Source organism: Pseudomonas crudilactis, assembly GCF_013433315.1.
GTDB lineage: Bacteria > Pseudomonadota > Gammaproteobacteria > Pseudomonadales > Pseudomonadaceae > Aquipseudomonas > Aquipseudomonas crudilactis.
In genome coordinates this window covers 101,450-114,966 of sequence record NZ_WXVV01000005.1, presented here as the reverse complement: position 1 = coordinate 114,966, position 13,517 = coordinate 101,450, and the positions used below count along the sequence as shown (strand labels likewise).

The window sequence follows — 13,517 nt, the reverse complement described above, 5'->3', positions numbered from 1 at the left end:
ATTCTAGAAAGGCTTGCGGGCAAAAATAAGTTACAAAACCTGTTTATAGCGCCGGTACACTTTGGAAATCACGGAGATCGGCGGTTTAAGCCGAGATTTCGAAAGTCCGACATTTCAGGAGTCGATCTTGGACAAATACGACCGCATGCTGCTCAGCGCTCTTCTCGAAAACGGTCGTGCGTCCTACGCCGATCTGGCGCGCAAGGTGAACCTCTCCGCCCCCGCCGTCGCCGAGCGCGTGGCCAAGCTAGAGGCATCCGGGGTAATTACCGGGTATGAGGCGAAAATCGACCTGTCGAAAATCGGCCTGCCGATCCAGTGCATGATCGAGTTGCGTCTGCACCAGAACGGCAGTCAGAAGGTCTACGACGAACTGGTGAAAATCCCGCAACTGACCGAATGCTTTCGAGTGACGGGCGATCCGTGCGTGATGATGAAGGCCGCGGTGGGATCAATGACGGAGCTGGAGGAGTTGATCAATCGGGTGGCGAAGTTTGGTTTCAGCAAGACCTCGATTGTGTTGTCGAGCGCAATCGAAAAGCGTGTGCCGCTCGGCCAGATCGAAGGCAACGGCAAATAGCCCGGATCACCACAAATCCAATGTAGGAGTGAGCCTGCTCGCGAAGCGGAGTATCAGTCGAAACAAATATTGACTGACACACCGCTGTCGCGAGCAGGCTCACTCCTACAGGGGGTTGCGTGCTGGATTGGGGATCAGCGATAGCGCTGCAAGTGTTCGCTGACTTTCGCGGCCGGGACTTTCTGCAACTTGCACAGCAGGTCATGCGATAGCTCGCTGACGCCGTGCTTGTGCCGCAACTCATCAGCCAAATGCGCCATCAGATTCGCGGCCATCTCGGCATCGGCCATGGCCCGGTGAGCCTGGCCCGTGTGCGGCAAACGCGCGAACGTGGTCAGCGTACCCAGCTTGTGATTCGGCGCCGCCGGCATCAGCCTCCGCGCCAGCAGCAGTGAGCAGGCAAAGTTCTGCAACCGCGTGCGTTTGATCCGCCCCAGCTCAAAGTCCCAGAACTTCTGGTCGAACGAGGCGTTGTGCGCCACCAACGGCGTGCAGCCGACAAACTCGTTGACTTCGTTCATCACCTGCTCGGCCGACGGCGCGGTGCGCAGCATGGCGTTGCTGATGCCGGTCAGTTGCTCGATGAACGCGGGGACGCGGACGCCGGCGTTCATCAGGCTCTGGTAACGCTCGACGATGCGGCCGTTTTCCAGCATGACCACGGCGATTTCCGTGGCGCGGCAGTTGCTGTTCGGCGACAGGCCGGTGGTTTCAAAGTCGATGACTGCAATGCGTTCCAAACCGGGTTCAACTCCGTTCAATTCTTGAGTAACAACGCGCCTTCGATCGGCACGTAACGGCTGGCGGCGCGGATCAGCGAGTTGGCCGTCAGGCCGGGCACGCCATAGGCGACTGCCTGCACGCCGTGTTTGCTGATGATGCGTTCGAGCAGCATGTCGAAATCGCCGTCACCGGAGGCCAGAACGACTTCGTCGACATGGTCGGCGGCGTCCATGATGTCGAGGGTGATGCCCACGTCCCAGTCGCCCTTGGCCGAGCCGTCGCTGCGCTGGATGTAGGGTTTGAGCTTCACGGTGAAGCCCAGATTGCGCAGGATCTGCTGGAACTGCTGCTGCTTGCTGTCGCCACGGTCGATCGCGTAGGCGTAGGCCTCGACGATCTGCCCGTCCTTGCTGATGTCGGCCCACAAGGCGGCGTAGTTGAAGTGACAACCATAGGCCTGACGCACGGTGTAGTAGAGGTTCTGCACGTCGGCGAACACTGCGATTTTTTTCACCGGAGTTCCTGTGGGCGCGCAAGCGCACGAAGCGGGATCAGGCGCAGGGCCTGAAAAAGGCGCTCAGTATGCCAGCCATCAGGAGGGTTCCGCGAATAATCGGCCCGAAGCCCTCAGGGGCTCCGGACGAATGGTGAGTCAGACGAAGGAATCGTCGTCATCGAAGAACGATGAGTTGTCGTCGCTGTAATCGGCGTCGGTGACCCCGCCCTGGTCGTTGCCAGAGAAGCCGTTATCGGCCACACGCTGGTCATCGCCCCAACCGTTGTTGCTCTGGTCGGCGACCTGCGCCGGCTCTTCCTTGATCACTTCAACGATTTCTTCCGGCTGCTGGTTGTGATGAAACAGGCTGCTGATGCCTTGCGCCAGCATCACGCCACCGGCGACACCGGCGGCGGTTTTCAAGGCGCCGCCGAGGAAGCTGCTGCCGGCTGCCGGAGCGGCTTGTTGCGCATAGTTAGGCGGTGGCGCGCCGAAGTTCTGTTGTGGCGCGGGGGCCGCGTAATTCTGTTGCGGTGCCGGTTCGCGCCAGCCGCCAGTCGTGGCTGGGGCGCTCTGGGTCGGCGCCGTACGCGGGCTGCCACCAAAAATGCTCGACAGGAAACCACCGCCGCCGCTCGGCGCCGGGGCGGCACTCTGCGCCTTGGCCGCTTGCAACTCGGCCTGCAACTGCTGGACTTGCTGGGTCAGTTGTTTGTTCTGCTCGTCGAGGCTCTTGAGCGCTGCCTCTTGCACCAGAATCGCCTGGGTCATGAAATAACCTGCCGCAGGCTGGCGGGTCAGGTGTTCCTTGATCCGCGCCTCGGCCTGGGCGTCGCGCGGGGCTGCCTCCGTTTCGGCCTGTTGCAGCCGGGAAAACAGTCCATCGATCAGGGTTTGCTCTTCGCTGTTCATGGCGACCTCGTAGATTGCCGGGGATAACATTGCCCTCGTCCACGTTGGCCGAGGTGCTCTCCTGTAATGGAGACGGTGACAAAACGTTTCAATGACCTTTACCGAATGTTTACGTTTGTGTCGCGCCAGCCATCATCGGTTAAAGTGAGCCACTGTTTTCGACCTGCGATACCGACTGATGAATGCCCTCGAAGTGCTGCGCGACTCTCTGTATTTTTTCAAACGCCATTTGGGCAGCATCGTGCAGTTGTGCCTGCCCCTGGTGATTTTCGAAGCGTTCCTGCAACAGGTGGTCGATCGCGCCAGCGGGCCGGAAAACATCTCGGCGATCAGTATCGTCGTCGGTCTGCTGGTGTATCCGCTGTACACCGCCGCGCTGATCCTCTTTCTTGATGCACGCAGCCGTGGCGAGGCGCCGCGCAACCGTGATCTGCTGGCGATGGCTGCCACTCTGTGGCCACGCTTCGCGTTACTCACGGCACTGAATACCTTGTTGATTCTGTTGGGCCTGTCGCTGTATTTCCTGCCGGGCCTGATGTTGATGGTGATGCTCGCATTCGGCGAATACCTGCTGGTGCTGCGCGGCATGGGGCCACTGCAGGCCATGAAAGAAAGCCTGCGCCTGACCCGTGGGCATTTCTGGCGGATCCTGCTGTGCATTCTCTGCGTGATGACGCCGCTGTGGTTGCTCAAAGGTGCGACGCTGGCGGTGTACCCAGAGCCGCAGAATCCGGTTATCGCGATACTGATCGATAGTGCTCACAGCTTCCTGCAACTGTTCACCAGCGTGGTGTTGTTCCGCCTGTTCATGCTGATCAGCGAATTGCCTGACAAACGTGACAGAGCGATCTGACAGGACTGCGTTTGGGCTTCGAGACGGCCGTCAGGTATGCTCGGGGCCACTTTCTGTAACGCTATAAGCCGAGCCATGACCCGTCTACTGCGCTACACCCTGTTGCTTGTCGTGCTCGCCATCGCCCTGATCGGCGGGCTGATGTTCAGCCTGACCTGGCGCCCCGACGCCCGCGAAACCCTGCCGGTCAGTTGTACCGGAACGCCGCCGACACTGGTGCCAGGCCAGGCGTTGAAAGTCATGACCTGGAACGTGCAGTACCTGGCCGGCAAACGCTACGTGTTCTGGAATGATCTGGCCCAGGGCAACGATGAAGCACCGACCCTGGAAGACATGGCCTTCAGCCTCGATGAAGTGGCGCGGGTGATCCGCGACGAGCAGCCCGATGTGGTGTTGTTGCAGGAACTCGATGATGGCGCCAAGGCCAGCGACTACCAGGACCAACTGAAGTTATTGCAGGAACGCGTTGCCGACCTGTATCCGTGCAGCGCCAGCGCGTTTGACTGGAAAGCCGAATTTGTCCCCGACGTTCATGTTTTCGGCAGTGTCGGGCGACAACTGGCGACCCTGAGCCGCTACCGCATCGAACACGCCGAGCGCCTGCAATTGCCGGTCGCCTCAGCCAACTTCATCAGCCGCCAGTTCCAGCCAAAAGATGCCCTGCTCGCGACCAAACTGCCCCTGAGCGATGGCGGGCAACTGACCGTTTTCAATACCCATCTGGAGCGTGCCAGGCAACCCGACGAAACGTTGCAGGCGCAAGTGAGCGCCGTGGCCAAAGTGCTCGACAAGTACGAAAGTCAGGGCCTGCCGTGGTTGATCGGTGGCGACTTCAATCTGTTACCGCTTGGTCAGTATCGCCGCTTGTCTGCCGAACAACGCATGCCCTACTCAGCCGACAGCGAACTGCATCTGCTGTGGGACAAGTACCCGATGATCCCGACCAACAACGAGGCCAGCGGTATCGACCGTGCGCAGTGGCTGACCCACTACCCCAACGACCCCGGTCTGAATGGCCCGGATCGCACGGTCGACTATCTGTTCTACAGCCCGAAAATCAAACGGGTTGAAGCGATGGTGCGGCAGGACGATACGTTGCGCATCTCCGATCACCTGCCGGTGATTGCGCGCTTCCTGCTCCCCGCCGCGCCTTAGATCACAACTTCGGCACACCAGCGATCACTGTGGGAGCTGCCGAAGGCTGCGATCTCTTGATCTTCAGGTGCCGCGCGGTTTGGCCCGTGCGGTCGCCTCGGCCACCAACGGATCATCCGGCCAATAATGCTTCGGATAGCGCCCCTTCAAATCCTTCTTCACTTCGGCATAGGTGCTGCGCCAGAAGTTGGCCAGATCCTGCGTCACCTGCACCGGCCGCCGCGCTGGCGACAGCAGATGCAACTTGACCACCTGCCGCCCACCGGCAATGCGCGGCGTATCGGCCAGCCCGAACAGCTCCTGCAAACGCACCGCCAGAATCGGCGGAAACTCGCTGTAGTCCAAACGAATCGACGACCCCGACGGCACGCTCAAATGATGCGGCGCCAGCTCATCGAGCTTTTGCGGCAATGGCCACGGCAGCAGATTACGCACGATGCTCGACAGATCGAGATTGGCAAAATGACTGAGCCGCGAAACCTTGCCCAGATAAGGCATCAGCCAGTCTTCGAGGGTGTTCAGCAACGTCGCGTCGCTGACGTCCGGCCATTGACTGTCGTCCTGATGGTTCAACTCCAACTGGCGCAACAACGCCACCCGCGCCTGCCACTGACGCAGCTCGGGCGTCCACGGCAGCAGTTCCAGACCCTTGCGCCGCACCAGATTGATCAACGCCTGACTGCGCGCATTTTCGTCGAGACCGGTCAACGGCTCACGGCTGAGAATCAGCTCGCCGACCTTGCGCTGACGCTCGGCGCGCAGCACGCCTTCGCGCTCGTCCCAGTCCAGTTGATCGACGTTGCGCACCTGTTCGGCGAGCACTGAATCGAACAGCGCCGGATCGAAATCCGCCGCCAGATAAATCCGCTCTTCGCGCTGGCCCTGACGGCTACCGAGATCGGCGATGACGATCCACGGCTCTTTCATCAGGCTGTCGGCTTCGGCGAACAGCGCCGCGCGACCGTTGGCCAGACGATATTCGGCGCCACCGGCACGCCGCTGTTGCGCGACGCGATCCGGATAGGCCAGCGCCAGCAAGGCACCGAGCCAGCGCGGATGATCGGGATCGCTGACCGGCTCGCTGGCCTTGCCGCGCAGATAACCGCGATATTGCCGCGCCAGTTGCTTGGCGCGCTGCACCCCGCCCTGCGCACCACGGGCGGCGCGTTCTTCGCCGGACAGCAGCACCAGGCGACTGTGCAAATCCGCCCCGGCGCCGCGCAAGATATCGCGCTCGCCGAGCAACGCGGCGACATCGCACGCCATGTTCGCCAGCCCCAACGCCTGACCACGCAGCAGTAAATGACCGATACGCGGATGTGCCGGCAATTCAGCCATGGCCTGACCGTGAGAGGTCAGCGCCTCACCTTCCAGCGCGCCAAGCCGTTGCAGCAAATCCTGCGCCTGTGCATAAGCTGCCGCTGGCGGAACATCGAGCCAAACCAGTTCCCCCAGCGTCACGCCCCAACGTCCCAGTTGCAGCGCGAGGCTGGCGAGATCCGCCGAGAGAATTTCCGCACTGCCATACGCCGCCAATTGCTCGTGCTGATCCTGCGACCACAAGCGATAACAAACGCCCGGCTCGAGTCGCCCGGCCCGGCCCGCACGCTGAGTGGCGCTGGCCTTGGAAATCCGCTGAGTGTCGAGCCGTGTCATGCCGCTGCCCGGATCGAAACGCGGCACCCGCGCCAGCCCGGCATCGATCACCACGCGCACGCCGTTGATGGTCAGACTGGTTTCGGCGATGTTGGTCGCCAACACCACTTTGCGCTGACCGGGCGGGGCCGGATCAATCGCCGCGCGTTGCGCATTGAGGTCGAGTTCACCGTGCAACGGGCACAGCAACACGTCGCTGCGCTCACCAATGGCGTCTGCCAACTGTTGATGCACACGACGGATTTCCGCCTGCCCCGGCAGAAACACCAACAGGCTGCCGGTTTCATCGTGCAGCGCTTCGAGCACGGTTTGCGTGACACGTTGGTCGATATATTCGCCGGGCTGAAACGGCCGGCCCCAGCGCATCGTCACCGGATACATGCGACCTTCGCTGCGCAGGATCGGTGCATCGTCGAGCAACCCGGCCAGACGCTCGCCTTCGAGCGTGGCCGACATCAGCAAAATCTTCAGCGGCTGTTCAGCTCGAAACAGCTCGCGACCGTTCAGACTTAATGCCAGCGCCAGATCGGCGTCGAGGCTGCGTTCGTGGAATTCGTCGAAGATCAACAAGCCGACGCCTTCCAGCGCAGGATCATCCTGCAAGCGGCGGGTGAGAATGCCTTCGGTGACCACTTCGATGCGCGTATTGGGGCCAACCTTGCTGTCGAGTCGGATGCGATAGCCGACGGTTTCACCGACCTTCTCGCCCAACTCGCTGGCAAGCCGCTCTGCGGCTGCGCGCGCGGCCAAGCGGCGCGGTTCAAGCATCAGAATGGTCTGCCCGGCCAGCCATGTTTCATTGAGCAAGGCCAACGGCACGCGGGTGGTTTTACCAGCGCCGGGCGGTGCTTCGAGCACAGCTTCGTGGCGCGTCGCCAAGGCTTCACGCAGGGCGGGTAAAACTTCATCGATTGGCAAAGAAATCATGCTGGCTCCAAAACAGAGGCCCGAGTATAACGGCGAACTGCTTGGCGTTCGTCAGGGTCTTAACTTCACAAGACGAAGCTTCGTTATCAGATGACTCAGGAGATTTTCCCATGCGCTTACCTTTTCGCCTGATCGGCGGTGTACTGGTCGCCACCCTGCTCACGCAAATCACGGCGTGCGGTTCGATTTTCTACCCGGACCGGCGCGGTCAGATCGACGGCAAGATCGACCCGGCGATTGCCGTGCTCGACGCCGTGGGCTTGCTGTTCTACGTCATTCCCGGGCTGATCGCGTTTGCCGTCGACTTCGCCACCGGCGCGATCTATTTCGAACCGGGCCACACCGCACAGATCGATCCGGCCAAACTCAAGCAAGCCATCGGCCCGGACGGTCAGGTCGATAATCACAAGCTGCAGGCTATTCTCGAAAGCGAGTTGGGCCGAGATTTCCCACTGGATGATCCGCGCCTGATTCAACACAAGGGCAGCACTCAACAACTGGCGATGTTCGGCCTGCAACCCGCCGCCTGAAAAGGACGTTCAATGACATCCAGCCCCGAACACGCTCGCCTGCTGCGGCTGGCGACCCGCGCCTCAGTGGCGGTCGCGTGCACACTGATCATCGCCAAAGCCATCGCCTGGTGGCTGAGCGGTTCGGTGAGCATGCTCGCCGGCCTCACCGACTCGGCGCTGGATGGCGTCACTTCGCTGCTCAATCTGCTGGCGGTGCATTACGCGTTGCGCCCGGCCGATGACGATCACCGTTATGGTCACGGCAAGGCGGAATCGCTGGCGGGCATGGCGCAGGCGCTGTTCATTGGCGGTAGTGCTGTGTTGATCGCGTTTCAGGCGTACGAACGACTTCATGATCCACAACCGCTCGGGGCGCCGTGGCTGAGCATCGGTGTGATCGTGTTTTCGCTGCTGCTGACGGCGGCGTTGCTGGTGTTGCAGCATCGGGTGATCAAGCAGACCGGCTCCAACGCGGTACGCGCGGATTCACTGCACTATCGCTCGGACATGTTGCTCAACGGCAGCATCCTGATTGCGCTGATCCTCGCCGGGTTTGGTTTTGAACAACTGGATGCGTGGTTCGGTCTGGGAATTGCCGGGTACATTCTGTGGAGCGCGATCCAGATTGCCCGGGAAAGTTTTTCGGTGTTGATGGATGAAGAACTGCCAACCGACGTCAGCCAGCACATGCTCGAACTGGCCTGCAGTGTGCCGGGGGTGTTGGGAGCGCATGACCTGCGCACGCGGATCTCCGGCAACCACTGGTTCGTGCAGTTGCACCTGGAATTGCCGGGAGAGTTGACGCTGTCAGTGGCGCACGGCATCAGCGATCAAGCCGCCGATGCCATCCACAAGGCCTACCCGCGAGCCGAAGTGCTGGTGCACGCCGACCCGCAGGAAGTGGTCAAGTCTGAACGGGCACAAACCCGGCTTCAGTAACTGACCTGATAACCGCGACTGCTCAGGCAGTTGCCCTGAGCCTGTCGGTACGCCTGAACCACTTCGGGCGCCGGCTGATAGGTCGCGGTGCGCGGGTCGAAACCGCTTTGCTGCACCGCATACTGATAGCACTGGTAGCCGTCCTGCTGCACCTGCTCCGGCGACTGGCCGTTGGCCGGATACGCTTCGACGTCATAGCCTTGTGATTGCGGCTGCGGTTGTTGCTGCACCGGCGGCTCGACGACCACGTAATCCTGCGTCGCTTCCTGATAGGCGTAGTAGGAACCGGCGGCGAGAAACAATAGCGAACCACCAATCCACACTTCACGGGCGTAATCCGGCAAATACTGGATGCGGATCCCGCGCGGCGGTTGCACGACGATGTAGCGCGGGCCTTGCGGGCGATACCAGTAGCCGCCGGAGAAGAAGTAATCCTGGCCACGATACGGCACGCGGTAATCGCGATCCGGGAAGCGATCGATCACATGCCCCGGCCGATATTGCGGCCCCGGGCCCCAGCCATTGCCGTGCCCGTCGGGGCGGCCCGGCCAGCGATTATCGTTGGGCCGGTTACCGGTCTGCCATTGCTGGTTGTGGTAACCGTTTTGTGGACGCTCGTCGCGGTAGTAGCCCTGACGCGGCTCCTGAGTCTGGCGCACGGTGTCGGGCCGTGGCTGGATCGGCAGGCTGTTGGCTGGTAGTTGCGGCGGCGGTGGTGGTTGACGCACCGGGTTGGGGTTATAGGCCGGGCGGTTCTGGTCGTGGTTTTGCCATTGACCATTGTTATTGTGCTGCTGGCCGTTGTGCTCGAACTGGCGGCTGTTGTCGCCACGAATGATCTCGTTGTTCTGCGGGCGCGGTTGATTCTGCGGCGGTTGATTGTTCTGCGGACGTGGCTGCTGATTATTGCCGCCATGCCCCTGATTGTTGCCCTGATGCTCCGGCCCGCGTCCGCCGTTACCATTGCCATTCGGGCTGCGGCTTTCAGGGTCATCGGCCAGCGCTTGCACACTGACACTCACACACAACACACCAACACCGGCCAGACGCCAGATGCGCGACTTCATGCTTTTCCTCACTGAGGCCTGTAATTAAGGGCGGCCTGTAACTAAGACCGGGTCGGGAACATCCGGTTCTGCAACAGGTTATCAGTCGCGCAACTTATTTATTGAGCGCCGCCACATGAAATCGCAGGCAAGAAAAAAGGGAGACCCGTCGGCCTCCCTTCTAGAGAACTTCGTCCTGGCTCGACGCTTTTGACGTCGGCTCACCTCACGCCGTCTTCTGGACAGTGTGCAGCTCGGGGGCCGGCACAACCCCGGTGGGGGTGGCGGCCGCGGCAGGCCGGATGGGGCGGGCCGCGTGGACTGTGTTACCGAGCAGTGATTCTGGTGATAAGAATAGGCCTGAGGCCGCGACAGAGGATTGCGAAGATTGCTGAAATAAACACCACTTGCGCAATTTTTAACCCTGGATAGATAATCCTCCGCAATAGTTACAAACAAGGACAGATTGATGAGCAAACTCGACCGTTACGACCTGAGCATTTTGGCGGAATTGCAGCGCGACGCCCGCATCTCCAACCAGGAGTTGGCCGAGCGCATCGGTCTGTCGCCGTCCCCTTGCTCGCGTCGGGTCAAGCAACTGGAAGACGACGGTTATATCTCGCGTCAGGTCGCATTGCTCGATCGCAAGATGCTTGGGTTGAGCCTGACGGCGTATGTGCTGATCGGCATGGACCGGCATACGCCGGAGCGTTTTGAGAACTTCGAAGCGGCGATTCGTACGTTGCCGCAGGTGCTGGAGTGCAGTCTGGTGACGGGGGTGGATGCGGATTACCAGTTGAAAGTGGTGGTGCCGGATATGGATCACTATCAGAAATTGTTGCTGGGGCATTTGACCCGGATTGAAGGGGTGACCAGCGTGCGCTCGAGTTTTGTGCTGAATCAGGTGCTCAACAGCACCGAATTGCCGCTGACTCATTTGCGTAGCTGATCAAGGGCACCCTCACCCCAGCCCTCTCCCGGAGGGAGAGGGGGCTGACCGAGGTGTCTGCTGTCATACATCGACTTGAAAGATTGAGTCGATTATGGATTCACAACAGAACGTTCAGGTCGGCGCATTTTGCGAGCATCCGCCGGTCAGTCCCCTCTCCCTCCGGGAGAGGGCTAGGGTGAGGGCTAAAGGCCTCGGATCAGACCCAGATCAATGCCACCCCACACACCTTGGCGTATACTCGCCGCGCCCTTTTAGCCGCGCCGCGTCGGAGAAACCCAATGGATCCAGCACTATTAGAAGAGTGGATGATGACCGGTCTGGTCAGCATCCTGATCATTTTCATGGGTTTCATCGTCTGGGATCTGGCGAAGAAGTCCAAGGCCGGGCGCTTCGGCTCGTTCATTCTGTTTTTCGTACTGGGCCTGGGCGTGGCCGCGTTCATCATCAAAAGTGTGGTGATCGGCCTGATCGAATCCGGCGCTCTATAAGCGCGCCGGCACTTCCTTCCACTGGCCCTGATCAAGCCCTTCGATCGACCAGTCGCCAATCTTCACCCGCACCAGCCGCAACGTCGGCAGCCCGACCGCCGCGGTCATGCGCCGTACCTGCCGGTTGCGCCCTTCGCGAATCACCAACTCCAGCCACGACGTCGGTATGGTCGCGCGAAAGCGTACCGGCGGATTGCGCGGCCACAACTCAGGCTCGTCCAACTGCCGCGCTTCGGCAGGCAAGGTCATGCCGTCATTCAACTCGACGCCATCACGCAAGCGCTGCAACTGCTCGGCTGTCGGCACGCCTTCGACCTGCACCCAATAGGTCTTCGCCAATTTGTGTTTCGGATCGGCGATGCGCGCCTGCAACTGGCCGTCATTGGTCAGCAGCAACAACCCTTCGCTGTCACGATCAAGGCGTCCGGCGGGGTAGATGCCAGGCACATCGATGAAATCCTTGAGCGTCGCCCGCCCTTCGCCGTCGCTGAATTGCGTCAGCACATCGAACGGTTTGTTGAACAGGATCAGTTTCGGCTCGGCCGGAGGTGCCTTGGCAACACGGCGCGGCGAAGACGACTGAGGCTTCACGCCGGGGCGGCGGGAAGGTGGACGCGGGGGACGAGACATAGGGAGAGCAAACATTTAGCGATCAGGGCTGACAATGCTAGTGCCCCGACCGCCAAATGACCACGACTAACCGTTAACGGAACGGCGGCTCGTCGAAGCTGCGCAGTTTGCGCGAGTGCAGCGAGTTGAGTTCGGTGCGCAGCAGGTCCACCGCTTCGATGCCGATCTTCAAGTGCTGGCTGACCGCGCGTTCATAGAAGGCGTTGGCCGAACCCGGCAGCTTGATTTCGCTGTGCAGCGGTTTGTCCGAAACGCAGAGCAACGTGCCGTACGGCACTCGCAAGCGGTAACCCTGCGCGGCAATCGTGCCGCTTTCCATGTCCACCGCCACGGCGCGGGACAGGTTGATCAACGGCCGTTCCTGCGCCCAGCGCAGCTCCCAGTTACGGTCGTCGTAGGTCAGCACGGTGCCGGTGCGCAGGCGTTTTTTCAGGTCATCGCCCTTCTCGCCGGTGACATTCGCCGCTGCTTGTTGCAGCGCCATTTGCACTTCGGCCAGTGCCGGGATCGGAATGTTCGGCGGCACCACACGGTCGAGAATGCCATCGCGACGCATATAAGCGTGAGCCAGCACGTAGTCGCCAATGGTCTGCGACTGACGCAGGCCACCGCAGTGGCCGATCATCAGCCAGCAATGCGGACGCAGCACCGCCAAGTGGTCGGTGATGTTCTTGGCGTTGGACGGCCCGACACCGATGTTGACCAGCGTGACGCCGTGGCCATCGCTGGCGATCAGGTGATAGGCCGGCATCTGATAACGGTGCCAGACCACACCGGCGGCAATCGCCGACGCTTCGCCGTGATCCATGCCCTTCTCGATGATCACGTTGCCCGGCAACACCATGCGCACAAAACGCGGATCGCGGCGCAACTGCTCCAGACCATGAACGATGAATTGGTCAACGTAGCGGTGATAGTTGGTCAGCAGAATCCACGGCTGCACATGGCGCCAGTCGCTGCCGGTGTAATGCACCAGACGGCGCAGCGAGAAATCCACACGCGCGGCGTCGAACAGCGCCAGCGGCAGCGGATCAGTGTTTTCCCAGTCATAGAGACCGTCGGCGATGCCATCGGTGGCGGCGGACAGGTCGGTACTCGGGAACACCCGCGCCAGCACGGCAGCGGTGACGCCGGAGCCGGCGAGTTCATCGCCCTGCTCGACCACGTACGGATACGGAATGTTCTGCTGACTGACGCCGACTTCCACGGTCACGGTGAAATCGTGCATCAACGGCACAAGTTGTTCGAGCAGGTATTTGCGGAATGCCGCCGGGTGGGTGACGGTGACGCTGTAAGTGCCTGGCAGTTGCACCTTGGCATAAGCGCGGGTGGTCTGCGGGACTTCGCCCTGGCAATGGTAGGTCAGACGCAGTTCGGGATAACGAAACAGAGCACGCTGCGCAGCGTCGGGTTCGACGCGATCCTTGAGGTAACGCTTGAGCGCCGAATTCAGCGCAGTGGTGGCCCGCTCATGCAACTCGGCCAGACGGTCCACGGCTTGTTCGGCGGTTTGAACGACAATAAACGCTTCGGTCACGATCAGCTTCCTGTGTTCTGACTTGCAGAGCTTCATCTTGCCTGCATCGTGGCGTCACGGGAACAGTGGCGTTGTGGGTGTACCCAAATCTCCCCATCAACGGATATCCCA

14 protein-coding genes are annotated in these 13,517 nt (G+C 61.0%); 7 read left to right on the top strand and 7 right to left on the bottom strand.

Going from position 1 to position 13,517, the window contains the following annotated elements; genetic code table 11:
• Window positions 1-127 precede the first annotated feature (127 nt).
• Window positions 128-580 carry an Lrp/AsnC family transcriptional regulator gene (locus GTU76_RS07400; RefSeq protein WP_095121640.1) on the top strand — a complete coding sequence of 151 codons (453 nt, stop codon included), beginning with the start codon at window positions 128-130 and terminating at the stop codon, window positions 578-580.
• Between the two features lie 134 nt (window positions 581-714).
• Here GTU76_RS07400 and GTU76_RS07395 read toward each other — a convergent pair whose 3' ends face one another.
• The 3 genes from GTU76_RS07395 to GTU76_RS07385 all read right to left on the bottom strand — a co-directional run bounded on the left by GTU76_RS07395 (window position 715) and on the right by GTU76_RS07385 (window position 2,711).
• Window positions 715-1,320: a 3'-5' exonuclease gene (locus GTU76_RS07395; protein ID WP_077574644.1), complete on the bottom strand. Its 606-nt coding sequence runs from the start codon at window positions 1,318-1,320 to the stop codon at window positions 715-717.
• Window positions 1,321-1,337: 17 nt separating this feature from the next.
• On the bottom strand, window positions 1,338-1,817 hold the full coding sequence (locus GTU76_RS07390) for a LabA-like NYN domain-containing protein (RefSeq protein WP_016986151.1): 480 nt from the start codon (window positions 1,815-1,817) through the stop codon (window positions 1,338-1,340).
• A gap of 138 nt (window positions 1,818-1,955) precedes the next feature.
• Window positions 1,956-2,711 (bottom strand): DUF2076 domain-containing protein, encoded by a 756-nt coding sequence (locus GTU76_RS07385; RefSeq protein ID WP_180698395.1) that lies wholly within the window; start codon window positions 2,709-2,711, stop codon window positions 1,956-1,958.
• Between the two features lie 178 nt (window positions 2,712-2,889).
• Between GTU76_RS07385 and GTU76_RS07380 the strand changes: the two genes are divergently transcribed.
• Window positions 2,890-3,564 (top strand): YciC family protein, encoded by a 675-nt coding sequence (locus tag GTU76_RS07380; protein ID WP_016986149.1) that lies wholly within the window; start codon window positions 2,890-2,892, stop codon window positions 3,562-3,564.
• 75 nt (window positions 3,565-3,639) lie between these two features.
• Window positions 3,640-4,719 carry an endonuclease/exonuclease/phosphatase family protein gene (locus GTU76_RS07375; protein WP_180698341.1) on the top strand — a complete coding sequence of 360 codons (1,080 nt, stop codon included), beginning with the start codon at window positions 3,640-3,642 and terminating at the stop codon, window positions 4,717-4,719.
• Window positions 4,720-4,782: 63 nt separating this feature from the next.
• Here GTU76_RS07375 and hrpB read toward each other — a convergent pair whose 3' ends face one another.
• Window positions 4,783-7,302: an ATP-dependent helicase HrpB gene (gene hrpB / locus GTU76_RS07370; protein WP_180698340.1), complete on the bottom strand. Its 2,520-nt coding sequence runs from the start codon at window positions 7,300-7,302 to the stop codon at window positions 4,783-4,785.
• 110 nt (window positions 7,303-7,412) lie between these two features.
• On the opposite strand from hrpB, the gene GTU76_RS07365 reads away from it, so the two are divergent.
• Together GTU76_RS07365 and GTU76_RS07360 are read left to right on the top strand one after the other, a co-directional pair.
• Entirely contained in the window at window positions 7,413-7,832 is a 420-nt protein-coding gene (locus GTU76_RS07365; RefSeq protein ID WP_007909665.1) for a hypothetical protein, read from the top strand.
• A gap of 12 nt (window positions 7,833-7,844) precedes the next feature.
• Window positions 7,845-8,753, top strand: a complete 909-nt coding sequence (locus GTU76_RS07360; RefSeq protein ID WP_175553140.1) for a cation diffusion facilitator family transporter — start codon at window positions 7,845-7,847, stop codon at window positions 8,751-8,753.
• Here GTU76_RS07360 and GTU76_RS07355 read toward each other — a convergent pair.
• The gene (locus GTU76_RS07355) at window positions 8,747-9,820 is read right to left on the bottom strand and encodes a DUF6515 family protein (protein WP_016986144.1); all 1,074 of its coding nucleotides are present in this window, start codon (window positions 9,818-9,820) and stop codon (window positions 8,747-8,749) included. The genes GTU76_RS07360 and GTU76_RS07355 overlap by 7 nt on opposite strands.
• Before the next feature lie 448 nt (window positions 9,821-10,268).
• Between GTU76_RS07355 and GTU76_RS07350 the strand changes: the two genes are divergently transcribed.
• Entirely contained in the window at window positions 10,269-10,748 is a 480-nt protein-coding gene (locus GTU76_RS07350; protein ID WP_007909658.1) for an Lrp/AsnC family transcriptional regulator, read from the top strand.
• 281 nt (window positions 10,749-11,029) lie between these two features.
• Window positions 11,030-11,239, top strand: coding sequence for a DUF2788 domain-containing protein (locus GTU76_RS07345; protein ID WP_007909655.1), 210 nt, complete (start codon window positions 11,030-11,032; stop codon window positions 11,237-11,239).
• Here GTU76_RS07345 and GTU76_RS07340 read toward each other — a convergent pair.
• Together GTU76_RS07340 and amn are read right to left on the bottom strand one after the other, a co-directional pair.
• Window positions 11,234-11,869, bottom strand: coding sequence for a pseudouridine synthase (locus GTU76_RS07340; RefSeq protein WP_158833643.1), 636 nt, complete (start codon window positions 11,867-11,869; stop codon window positions 11,234-11,236). The genes GTU76_RS07345 and GTU76_RS07340 overlap by 6 nt on opposite strands.
• Before the next feature lie 73 nt (window positions 11,870-11,942).
• Window positions 11,943-13,442: an AMP nucleosidase gene (amn, locus tag GTU76_RS07335; protein ID WP_016986142.1), complete on the bottom strand. Its 1,500-nt coding sequence runs from the start codon at window positions 13,440-13,442 to the stop codon at window positions 11,943-11,945.
• Window positions 13,443-13,517 lie beyond the last annotated feature (75 nt).